10 protein-coding genes are annotated in these 11,205 nt (G+C 71.8%); 3 read left to right on the top strand and 7 right to left on the bottom strand.

Annotation, left to right across the window (positions count from 1 at the left end; translation table 11 throughout):
* Nucleotides 1-28: 28 nt before the first annotated feature.
* A complete protein-coding gene (locus tag QQZ13_RS13560; RefSeq protein WP_284529868.1) occupies nucleotides 29-805 on the bottom strand; it encodes an SDR family oxidoreductase in 777 nt (258 codons plus the stop codon).
* A 175-nt stretch (nucleotides 806-980) separates the two neighbouring features.
* Between QQZ13_RS13560 and QQZ13_RS13555 the strand changes: the two genes are divergently transcribed.
* Complete coding sequence (locus tag QQZ13_RS13555) at nucleotides 981-2,303, top strand: bifunctional o-acetylhomoserine/o-acetylserine sulfhydrylase (RefSeq protein WP_284529867.1); 1,323 nt, start codon at nucleotides 981-983, stop codon at nucleotides 2,301-2,303.
* 275 nt (nucleotides 2,304-2,578) lie between these two features.
* Nucleotides 2,579-3,781, top strand: coding sequence for a homoserine O-acetyltransferase (locus tag QQZ13_RS13550; RefSeq protein ID WP_284529866.1), 1,203 nt, complete (start codon nucleotides 2,579-2,581; stop codon nucleotides 3,779-3,781).
* Here the strand turns inward: QQZ13_RS13550 and QQZ13_RS13545 are convergent, their stop codons facing one another.
* From QQZ13_RS13545 to QQZ13_RS13530, 4 genes are read right to left on the bottom strand one after another with little or no spacing between them, the layout of a single operon-like run.
* A complete protein-coding gene (locus QQZ13_RS13545) occupies nucleotides 3,782-4,996 on the bottom strand; it encodes an MFS transporter (protein WP_284529865.1) in 1,215 nt (404 codons plus the stop codon).
* 9 nt (nucleotides 4,997-5,005) lie between these two features.
* A complete protein-coding gene (locus QQZ13_RS13540; protein ID WP_284529864.1) occupies nucleotides 5,006-5,323 on the bottom strand; it encodes a thiamine-binding protein in 318 nt (105 codons plus the stop codon).
* A gap of 21 nt (nucleotides 5,324-5,344) precedes the next feature.
* Nucleotides 5,345-6,568, bottom strand: coding sequence for a hypothetical protein (locus QQZ13_RS13535; RefSeq protein WP_284529863.1), 1,224 nt, complete (start codon nucleotides 6,566-6,568; stop codon nucleotides 5,345-5,347).
* Nucleotides 6,569-6,624: 56 nt separating this feature from the next.
* Nucleotides 6,625-7,371, bottom strand: a complete 747-nt coding sequence (locus QQZ13_RS13530) for an ADP/ATP-dependent (S)-NAD(P)H-hydrate dehydratase (RefSeq protein ID WP_342395270.1) — start codon at nucleotides 7,369-7,371, stop codon at nucleotides 6,625-6,627.
* Between the two features lie 122 nt (nucleotides 7,372-7,493).
* On the opposite strand from QQZ13_RS13530, the gene QQZ13_RS13525 reads away from it, so the two are divergent.
* Nucleotides 7,494-8,573 carry an NADH:flavin oxidoreductase/NADH oxidase gene (locus tag QQZ13_RS13525; protein WP_284529861.1) on the top strand — a complete coding sequence of 360 codons (1,080 nt, stop codon included), beginning with the start codon at nucleotides 7,494-7,496 and terminating at the stop codon, nucleotides 8,571-8,573.
* Nucleotides 8,574-8,655: 82 nt separating this feature from the next.
* Here the strand turns inward: QQZ13_RS13525 and QQZ13_RS13520 are convergent, their stop codons facing one another.
* Complete coding sequence (locus tag QQZ13_RS13520; RefSeq protein WP_284529859.1) at nucleotides 8,656-9,711, bottom strand: hemolysin family protein; 1,056 nt, start codon at nucleotides 9,709-9,711, stop codon at nucleotides 8,656-8,658.
* Complete coding sequence (locus QQZ13_RS13515) at nucleotides 9,708-11,054, bottom strand: hemolysin family protein (protein WP_284529857.1); 1,347 nt, start codon at nucleotides 11,052-11,054, stop codon at nucleotides 9,708-9,710. The genes QQZ13_RS13520 and QQZ13_RS13515 overlap by 4 nt, the downstream gene beginning before the upstream one ends.
* Nucleotides 11,055-11,205 lie beyond the last annotated feature (151 nt).

The raw sequence follows: 11,205 nt of genomic DNA, 5'->3' as shown, positions 1-11,205 counted from the left end.
CGCAGCGACGAGACCAAACGCAGCGCTGCTACAGCCGCGGGCGCAGGGGGCCGCGGGCCAGCAGATGCTGGGCCGACTGGGCGACGGGGCGCATCGTGACGAGGTCGAGGTTCACATGCCCGGGCGCGTTCAGCGCGTACGCGATGACGTCGGCGACGTCGCCGGCGGTCAGCGGATCCGCCACGCCCTCGTAGACCTTCTCCGCGGCCGCCCGGTCGCCGCCGAGGCGGTTGAGCGTGAACTCCTCGGTGAACACCATGCCCGGGGCGATCTCGGTCACGCGGATCGGCTCGCCGTTCAGCTCGAGCCGCAGCGCACGGGCGAGCATGGACTCCCCCGCCTTCGCGGCGTTGTACCCCGACCCGCCGGGGTAGGCGGTCTGGGCCGCGGTCGACGTGACGAACAGGGTGTCGGCGTGACCGCCCTCGGCGATCGAGGAGCGCAGCAGCGGCAGCACCGCGGCCGTCACCCGCTGGGCGGAGAGGACGTTCACCTCGAACATCCAGCGCCAGTCCTCGGCGACGCCGTCCTCGACACGGTCGGTGCCGCGCGCACCGCCGGCCACGTGCACGAGGGCGTGGACGTCTCCGGTCGACGAGAGGTGCTCGGCGAGCGCGTCGACGTCGGCGGGCGACGTGAGGTCCGCGGCGAAGGAGACCGAGCCGACCTCGGCGTCGAGGGCCTCCAGGCGGTCCGCGCGACGGGCGACCCCGACGACGTCCCACCCGCCGGCGCGCAGCGCCCGCACGGCGGCCTCACCGATCCCCGAGCTCGCTCCGGTCACCACTGCGCGTCGCGTCGTCATGACATCCACGCTACGACACATCGCCTCGCCGGCCCCGTCCCGCCCTGGAATCACGCGGGATCGGCACGTTACGTCACATTTCCCGCGCCTTGTCGGCGCCACGGCACCGACCGTACTGTCGAGCAACGGCATCCGCCGCCTCAGACCACGCGACCCGAACCCGCAGGAGCACATCATGTCGGCAGCAGAGAACTGGCGCTTCGAGACCAAGCAGATCCACACGGGCGCCGCTCCCGACCCGGTCACGAAGGCGCGCGCCACCCCGATCTACCAGACCACGTCGTACGTGTTCGACAACGCCGACCACGCGGCGAACCTGTTCGCGCTGGCCGAGTTCGGCAACATCTACACGCGCATCCAGAACCCGACGCAGGACGTCGTCGAGCAGCGCGTCGCCGCGCTGGAGGGGGGCACCGGCGCCCTCCTGGTCGCGTCAGGCCAGGCCGCCGAGACCTTCGCCGTCCTGAACATCGCCGAGGCCGGCGACCACATCGTCTCGTCCAGCTCGATCTACGGCGGAACGTACAACCTCTTCAAGTACACGCTCGCCAAGCTCGGCATCGAGGTCACCTTCGTCGAGAACCAGGACGATGCCGAGGAGTGGCGCCGCGCCGTGCGGCCCAACACCAAGCTCTTCTTCGCCGAGACCATCGGCAACCCGAAGATCAACATCCTCGACATCCGCACCGTCGCCGACGTCGCCCACGAGGCGGGCGTGCCGCTCATCGTCGACAACACCATCGCGACGCCGTACCTCATCCGCCCGTTCGAGCACGGCGCCGACATCGTCGTGCACTCGGCGACGAAGTTCCTCGGCGGCCACGGCACGGTCATCGGCGGCGTGATCGTCGACGGCGGCTCGTTCGAGTGGTCCAAGAACGTCGAGAAGTTCCCGGGTCTCACCGAGCCCGACCCCTCATACCACGGCGCGTCGTACACGACGGCGGTCGGCGACGGCCTGGCGTACATCATCAAGGCGCGGGTGCAGCTGCTGCGCGACCTCGGTGCCGCCATCTCGCCCCAGAGCGCGTGGCTGCTCATCCAGGGCATCGAGACGCTGTCGCTGCGCATCGAGCGTCACGTCCAGAACGCGCAGGAGATCGCGGAGTGGCTCGAGAACCACGACGACATCGCCTCGGTCAACTACTCCGGCCTTCCCACCTCGCCCTGGTACGCCGCGGCCAACCGCTACGCACCCAAGGGCGTCGGCGCCGTGCTGTCGTTCGAGCTCAAGGGCGGTGTGCAGGCGGGGCGCGAGTTCGTCAACGCTCTGACGCTGTTCAGCCACCTCGCCAACATCGGCGACGTGCGCTCGCTCGTCATCCACCCGGCCTCGACGACCCACTCCCAGCTGACGCCCGAGCAGCAGCTCACCACCGGCGTCACCCCGGGCCTCGTGCGTCTGTCGATCGGTCTCGAGAACATCGACGACCTCAAGGCCGACCTCGAGCAGGCACTGGCCGCCGCGCGCCGCGTCTCGGAGGCTGCCCGCGCCTGAGCGTTCCTCCTCGGAACGACACGGATGCCTCGTCCTTCGGGACGGGGCATCCGTCGTTCCGCCGGTGGCGTCGCCCCGCCCCGACGGCAGCGACGTAGGCCCCGACGGTGGCGAAAGCAGGCTGAATCGGCTCCAACCGCCGCTCACCGTCTCTTTCGTGCGTTTCAGCCTGCTCGCGACACGCTCAGACGCTGATCACGACACCTCGCGCTCGTCCCGCACCGACGGGACGTAACACGACGACGGCCGGCGACGAAGCCCGGGACAATGGAGCCATGGACTGGCAGACCTCCGAGGACACGGTGCCGAGCGCACCGATCACGGAGGCTGACGCGCGCCTGCTGCGCGCCCGCCCGCCGGCCACCGGGGCGTGGCGCGACGGCGACGCCCCTGGCGAGCGCCGGTTCGCGGCCCTCGGCGCCTTCCGCACCGAGGCGGGGCGCGAGCTTCCCGCCATCCGCCTCGCGTACGAGACCTGGGGCGAGCTGTCGCCGGCGGCCGACAACGCCGTGCTCGTGCTGCACGCCCTCACCGGCGACAGCCACGTGCGCGGACCGGCCGGCCCCGGCCACGCCACCGCGGGCTGGTGGGACGACATCGTGGGGCCCGGAGCCGCGATCGACACCGACCGCTGGTTCGTCGTCGCGGCGAACATGCTCGGCGGGTGCCAGGGCTCGACCGGCCCATCGAGCATCGCCCCCGACGGCTACGAGTGGGCGGCGCGGTTCCCGGGGCTGACCATCCGCGATCAGGTGGAGGCGCAGGCCCGTCTCGCCGACGCGCTCGGGATCCGCGCGTGGGCCGCGGTCGTCGGCGGCTCGATGGGCGGCATGCACGCACTGGAATGGGCCGTCGGACATCCGGAGCGCGTCGAGCGTCTCGCGGTGCTCTGCTCACCGCCGACCACGACCGCCGACCAGGTCGCGCTCAACTCGGTGCAGCTGGAGGCGATCCGCATGGACCCCCGCTTCGCCGGCGGCGAGTACTACGACGCCGCCGACGGCGAGGGGCCGCACCGGGGCCTCGCGCTCGCGCGCCGCATGGCGCTGCTGAACTACCGCAGCCCCACCGAGCTCAATCAGCGCTTCGGCCGCAGCTGGCAGTCCGACAAGAGCCCGCTCACCGGCGGGGGCCGCTACGCCGTGGAGAGCTACCTCGACTTCCACGGCAACAAGTTCACCCGCCGCTTCGACGCCAACTCGTACCTCACCCTCGTGGAGGCGATGAACTCCCACGACATCGGCCGCGATCGCGGCGGGGTCGAGGACGCACTCGCGAGGATCACCGCCCGCACCCTCGTGCTCGGCATAGACAGCGACCGCCTCTTCCCCGTCGACGGTCAGCGGCGGATCGCCCGCGGCATCCGCTCGACCATCGACGACGACGTGGTGGTGCTCTCCAGCGACTTCGGCCACGACGGCTTCCTCATCGAGAGCGAGGCCGTCGGCGCCCACCTGCGCCGCCTGCTCGACGCCTGATCAGCCGACGAGCGCCTGGGCCCGCTCGGCGCGCAGACTCATCACGGCGATCGCGAGGCCGAGCGCCGCCAGCAGCGCTCCCGTCCAGATCGGCGCCACGAAGCCCAATCCGGCCGAGATGACGACACCGCCGAGGAAGGCGCCGGTGGCGTTGCCGATGTTGAGGGCGGAGTGGTTCAGCGCCGCCGCGATGGACTGGTTGTCGCCGGCCACATCCATCAGACGGGTCTGGATCGTCGGGCCCAGCACCGCGGAGGCGAATCCGATCGCGAAGACGAACAGCCCGAGGCTCACGATCCAGCCCGCCGTCAGGGCGAGCGCGACCTGCACGACGACGAGGCCTGCGAGCCCGCCCACGAGCGTGCGCCGCAGATCGCGGTCGGCCAGCCTGCCCCCGACGAGGTTGCCGGTCGTCATCCCGAGCCCCATGACCACCAGGACGATCGGCACGGCCCACGCGGGCGATCCCGCCACCTCTGTCACTACCGGGGCCACGTAGCTGTAGGCGGCGAAGAACCCGCCGAAGCCGATCGCACCGATGCCGAGGGCGAACCAGACCTGCGGCACGCGGAAGACACGCAGCTCGGCGCGGAGGGTGCGGCCCGCATCGCCGGCGTGCGGCGGCACGAAGACGGCGATCATGACCGTGGCGGCGGCGAAGATCACCGCCACGAGGAGGAACGCGATGCGCCAGCCGAACTGCTGCCCGAGGAAGGTCCCGAGCGGCACACCGACGACGTTCGCCACGGTGAGGCCGGTCAGCACGAAGGCCACGCCCTGGGCACGTTTGCCCGGGCCGAGCACGTCGGAGGCCACGAGGGCGCCGATTCCGAAGAAGGCGCCGTGCGGGAGTCCGGCCAGCAGCCGCGACACCGCCACGGTCTCGAAGGTCGGGGCGAAGAACGTGAGTGCCGTGAAGAACGTCAGTGCGCCCGCGAGCACCAGCATGACGCGGTGACGCGGGTACTTGGCGACGGCGCCGGCGATCGTCGGCGCCCCGACGACGACCCCCAAGGCGTACAGGGAGATGAGCCAGCCGGAGTGCGCGATGGCGACGTCCGAATCGGCGGCCCACACGGTCGGCAGGAGGTCGCGCGCGATGTCGGGCAGCAGTCCCATGACGACGAACTCGGTCATGCCGATGCCGAAGCTGCCAATGGCGAGAGAGAGGAGCGCCCCCGTCGCCGCACCCCTCGAGAGAGTCGAGGAGGTCACCGACTCATGCTAGTCGCCCCGCGAGGTCTCCCCGAGCGCCCGCTCGAGCCGCTCGATCTTCCCGTCGATCTCGCCGGTGTAGCCGGGGCGGATGTCGGCCTTCAGCACGAGCGACACCCTCGACCCGTAGGGCAGTACGGCCTCGGTGGCGGCCTTGACGACGGCCATCACCTCGTCCCACTCCCCCTCCACCTCGGTGAACATCGAGCTCGTGCGGTGCGGGAGGCCCGAGGCGCGCACGACGGCGACCGCCGCGGCGACCGCATCGTGCACCGAGCCGTCGGCGCGGCCGGTGCCGCTGGGGGCGACGGAGAAGGCGATGAGCATGGGAGACCTCCGGAGGATCGATCAGCGGGCGACGCGGCGGGTGCCGACGCCGGTGTGACGCGGTGGCCGCACCCGCGCGAGGCGGCCGACCATCCAGGCGAACAGCACGATGAGGACGACGTTGCGGACGGTGAGCAGGCTCACCGCGAGCGGCTCGGGCACGAGGATGCCCATGTAGAGCACCGGGTACACGAGCTGGGTGAGGAGGGCGGCGGTCAGGGCGAGGGTGGCCGGGCCCGTCCATGCCGGACGGTCGATCATGAGGCCGATCACGAGCGAGGGCACGAGCCAGCACAGGTACTGCGGGGAGCCGACCTTGTTGAAGACGATGAAGCCGGTCACCAGTGCCAGCGACAGCACCGGGAAGAGGGCGTGGAAGGTCGCCCCCTGCCAGGCCTTCAGCGCGCCGATCACCGCGACCGCTCCCATCGCCAGGACCAGGAGCGGCGTCATCGCGGCGATGACGGGATCGATCTCGGTCCCGGTGACCTGGAAGGTCAGCAGGTCGAACGAGTAGTACACGGAGAAGCCGTCGAGGCGCAGGAGCGCCCCCCAGAGGTACGGCGCCGCGACGGGAGCCTCGACCTGGAGTCCGCGGGTGGCCTGATCCCCGATGAAGCCGAAGGCGTGCGCGGCGCCGCCGGCCGCCCAGACGGCGGTGAGGGTGAGCCCCGAGACGACGAGCGCGCCGCCCACGACCGCCGCGCGCCGGCGCATCGCCACGACCGCGGCGGCGAGCAGCGCCGCCGGCCAGACCTTGACCCAGGTCACCGCCGCCAGCAGCACCGAAGCCAGCCACGGGCGGCCGACCAGCCACAGGCAGCCCGCGATCGCGACCGGCACCGTGAAGCCGTCGAGGCGGTACAGGCCCACCGGCCCCAGGGCGGCGATATAGGCCAGCCAGTACCACGCGGCCACCGTGCGGCCGGTAGACCGGGCGCGGCCGAGCAGGAGGGCGAAGGCCGCGGCGTCGACCAGGGTCACCAGCAGCACCCATGCGACGGTGTACGAGCCGACGATCGGCACGAAGGCGTGAGCGAGCACCATCGGGATGAGCGCGAGCTGCGGGTAGACCCACGGCTCATCGATCCCGACGATGCCGCCGCCCGCGAGCGCCTGGGTCGACCACGGCTCGTACACGCGATAGACGTCGCCCATCGGCTCGTTGGGCATCAGGAAGCCGAGCCAGGCGACGCCGAGGTGGACGGCGACGAACACCACCCACATCACCGTCCGTCTCGACACGCTCCCATCCTAGGGAGCGGGAGGCGGGCACCCGCCGGCCCGACGCCGACCTGTGGTCAGCCGCGCCGCAGCAGCGCGCCCACGGCGGCGGGCAGCTGCTCGGCGACGTCGAGGGCCGTCACCGGGCCGCCCTCCGCGGCGGCGACGGCGCGTGCGGCCGCCTGCGCGTGAAGCCACGAGCCGGTCGCGGCGAGGGGTCCGAGCTCGTCGGCGTCCACCGCACCGCGCGCGGCGGCCGCGGCGACGACGGCGCCGACGACGCCCGCGAGCACATCGCCGGTCCCGGCCGTGGCGAGCCAGGCCGACGCGGCGGGCAGGGTGGTCGACCATCCCGACGGCGTCGCCACGACCGTGCGGGAGCCCTTGAGCAGCACGCATCCGCCCAGGGCCGCGGCGGTCTCCCGTGCCGCCCCGATCCGGTCGCGCCGGGGTGCGAGGCCGAGCGCGTCGCGCAGGCGGGTGTGCTCGCGTTCGTGCGGCGTCACCAGCACCGGCGCCGCAGCCCCCGGTGCCAGGTCGAGCGCTCCGGCATCCACGACCACGGGCGCCTCGCCGGCCAGCAGCGCCTGCAGCGCGTCGGTCTCGGCGGCTTCGCGCGCGGCCGCGTCCGTGCCCGACCCGATCACCCAGGCCTGTACCCGACCTTCTCCGGTGACGGTCTCGGGGCGGCGGGCGAGCACCAGATCGGCGGCGCGGTCGGGTCCGACGTAGCGCACCATGCCCACTCCCGTGCGCCACGCGGCCTCCACGCCCAGCACCGCCGCGCCGGGGTAGGCGGTCGAGCCGGTTCGCACCCCGAGCACGCCCCGGGAATACTTGTCATCGGCTGCCGTTGGCTCACGAAGGACGCGAGCCGCATCGGCGGGCGTCCATCCTCCATCCATGGCGTCACCCTACCGGCGCGAACCCTCTGGAGCACCACCGCATGAGTCTGCTGTTCTCCCCGATCGACCTGCACGGCATCACCGTCCGCAACCGCCTCTGGGTGGCGCCGATGTGCCAGTACTCCGCCGAGGAGGGCGTGCCGAACACCTGGCACCTCGTGCACCTGGCGCAGTTCGCGTCGGGAGGAGCCGGCATGGTGATCGCCGAGGCGACCGCCGTCACCGCGGAGGGACGCATCTCCCCCGAGGACACCGGGATCTGGAACGACGCCCAGCGCGACGCCTGGCGTCCGATCGTCGACGCGATCCGCGCCCGCGGTGCCGTCCCGGGGATCCAGCTCGCCCACGCCGGCCGGAAGGCGTCGACGTGGTCGCCCTTCACCGGCGCTCGGGGCACCGTGCCCGCGTCCGAGGGCGGGTGGCAGACCGTCGCGCCGTCCGCCGTCGCCTACGAGGGCTTCGACGCGCCCGAGGCGCTCACCGCCGAGCAGATCGATGAGCTCGTCGACGCGTTCGCCGCCGCCGCCGTGCGCGCGGTCGATGCCGGCTTCGAGGCGCTCGAGGTCCATGCGGCCCACGGCTACCTGCTGCACCAGTTCCTCTCACCGCTGTCCAACCAGCGCGACGACGAGTACGGCGGGTCGCTCGAGAACCGCGCACGACTGCTGCTGCGGATCGTCGAAGCCGTGCGCGCCGCCGCGCCCGACGTCGCGCTGCTCGTCCGCTTCTCGGCCACCGACGCCGCCGACGGCGGCTGGGACGTCGCCCAGACCGCGACGGTCGCCGGATGGGCGGCCGAGCGCGGCGCGGAGTTCTTCGACATCTCCAGCGGCGGTCTCGTTGCCCACCAGCACATCACGACGGGTCCCGGCTACCAGGTGCCCTTCGCCGCGGAGGTCCGCGCCGCGGGCGTCGGCCCCGTCGGCGCCGTCGGCGAGATCACGACCGGCGCGCAGGCTGAGCAGATCCTCGCCGCCGGCGACGCCGACGTGGTGCTCGCGGGGCGCGAGTGGCTGCGCGACCCGCACTTCGGACTCCGCGCCCTCGGCGAACTCGGCGAGAGCGACCGGACTCTCGAGCGCCCGCTCTGGCCTGTCCAGTACGCGCGCGCAGCCCGCTGACCCGGTTCCCGGCTCTACACACAGCAGGGGGCGGACGCGATCGCGTCCGCCCCCTGCTTCTGTATCTCAGCGCTTCGATGTCTCAGCGCCGTCGTCGGGTCGCGTCGTCCACCTCGCCGACCAGCTCCTCGATGATGTCCTCCAGGAACAGCACCGCCGTGGTCTCGCCGCGCGCATCGCGCACCTGCGCGAGGTGACGGCTCGACCGCCGCATCAGCGCCAGAGCGTCCTCGAGGTCGGTCGTCTCCGACACGGGCACCATGTGGTGGATCCGCTTGGCCGGGATCGGGGCGTTGGCGTGGGCATCGGCATCCGGTCCCTCCGCCTCGCGGAGCACGTCCTTGAGGTGCACGTAGCCGATCGGCAGCCCCGCGGCGTCGACGATCACGTAGCGCGAGAAGCCGTGCTTGGCGACAGCGCGCTCGATCTCGTCGGGCGTGGTGGTGTCCGGGAGCGTCACGAGCGCCGAGAGCGGCACGGCGGCGTCCTTGGCCTTCTTCTCGGTGAACTCGACGGCGGCCGTCACCGCGCCGGACGCGTCGTCCAGCACGCCCTCGATGCGCGACTGGTTGACGATCGTCGCGACCTCGTCGAGCGTGAAGGTCGAGGCCGCCTCGTCCTTGGGCTCCACGCGGAAGAGGCGGACGATGTGGTTCGCGATCCAGTTGAGCGCCACGATCACCGGGTGGAAGAGCTTGGACACCCATACCAGCGGTGTCGCGAGCATCAGCACGGCCCGGTCGGGCAGCGAGAACGCGAGGTTCTTCGGCACCATCTCGCCGAAGACGACGTGCAGATACGAGACCAGGAGCAGCGCCAGCGCGAAGGCGACCCCGCCGATGACGGCCTCACTCCACCCCGTCAGCGCGAGCGGCACCTCCAGCAGGTGGTGGATGGCCGGTTCGGACACGTTCAGGATGAGGAGGGAGCAGATCGTGATGCCGAGCTGGCTCGTGGCCAGCATGAGCGTCGCGTGCTCCATCGCGTAGAGCGCGGTCTTGGCGGCGCGCGATCCCTTCTCCGCCAACGGCTCGATCTGAGAGCGCCGCGCGGAGATGACCGCGAACTCGGCGCCGACGAAGAACGCGTTGAACAGCAGCAGCACGAACAGCCATGCGATTCCCGCCCAGTCGTTCATCGCGACTCACCCCCGTCCAGTCCGGCACGGACCGCCTTCTCGGCGTCCTCCGACATCGGGTGCGGCACGAACTTCACGCGGTCGACCCGTCGCCCGTCCATGCGGTGGACGGTCAGCACGCCGTCCTCGATCTCCACGGTGTCACCGGCGACCGGGATGCGCTCCAGGGTCGACATGATGAAGCCGCCGACGGTGTCGTAGACGTCGCCCTCGGGCACGCGGATGCCGGTGCGGTCGCGCAGCTCGTCGGGGCGCAGGTCGCCCGGGAAGGTCACGGCGTCGGCACCGCGGACGATGCCCGCGCGGCTCCGGTCGTGCTCGTCGAGCACTTCGCCGACGATCTCCTCGACCAGGTCCTCGAGCGTGACGACCCCGGCGGTGCCGCCGTACTCGTCGACCACGATCGCCATCTGATAGCCCCGGGCGCGCAGCTCGGACATGAGGCCGTCGAGGTGGACGGCCTCGGGCACGCGCAGGGGCTCCTCGGCGATGGCCGCGGCCGGCACGTCGCCGCGGCGGTCGCGGGGCACGCTCACCGCCTGCTTGAGGTGGACGATCCCGGTGATGTCGTCCATCGACTCGTCGTAGACGGGGAACCGGCTGTGGCCGGTGCGGCGCGCGAGCTGGATGACGTCCTCGACGCTGTCGCCCGCGGCCACGGCGTGGACGCTGGGACGCGGCGTCATGACGTCGGCCGTCGTCAGGCGCGCGAAGGTCAGGGTGCGGTCGAGCAGGGAGGCGGTGTCCTCCTCGAGGAGGCCCGCGCTCGCCGAGCGGCGGACGAGGCTCGACAGCTCCTCGGCGGTGCGCGCCCCCGACAGCTCCTCCTTGGGCTCGACGCCCATCGCCCGCAGCACGCCGTTGGCGCTGCCGTTGAGCACCGTGATCGCGGGCCGGAAGACCGTTGTGAACACCGTCTGGAAGGGGATCACCAGCTTCGCGGTCTGCCGCGGCACGGCGAGCGCGAAGTTCTTGGGGACGAGCTCGCCCAGGATCATCGAGAAGATCGTGGCCACGGAGATCGCGACGATCGTGGCGATCGGCCGCGACACCGACGCCGGGATGCCCCAGGCGGTGAAAACGGGGTTCAGCAGGTTCGACAGCGCCGGCTCCATCGTGTAACCGGTGAGGAGCGTCGTCAGCGTGATGCCGAGCTGCGCACTCGAGAGGTGCGTCGAGGTGATCTTCAGCGCGCTGATCGTCATGGACAGCCGGGACTCGCCCGCGGCCTGCCGCTTCTCGAGCTCCGCCCGATCGAGATTGACCAGGGCGAACTCGCTGGCGACGAAGAGGCCGGTGCCGATCGTCAGGAGGAGCCCCACGCCCAACATGACGTAATCCATCACGCATCACCCCCGCTCATGCGGGAAGAGGGTCGGTGGGGCGAATGTCTACAACTGGGAGGGTCGTCCATCGTGCCGACGATTCTACGGCATGCCCCTCCGTGCCGTCCCGCGGCCTCCCGCCTCCGTCATGTCCCACATTCGGTCGCTT

The sequence above is a fragment of the Microbacterium sp. T2.11-28 genome, assembly GCF_950097975.1.
Lineage (GTDB): Bacteria > Actinomycetota > Actinomycetes > Actinomycetales > Microbacteriaceae > Microbacterium.
Note: the sequence above shows the minus strand (reverse complement) of the source record. Positions and strands in the feature narration are given on the sequence as shown.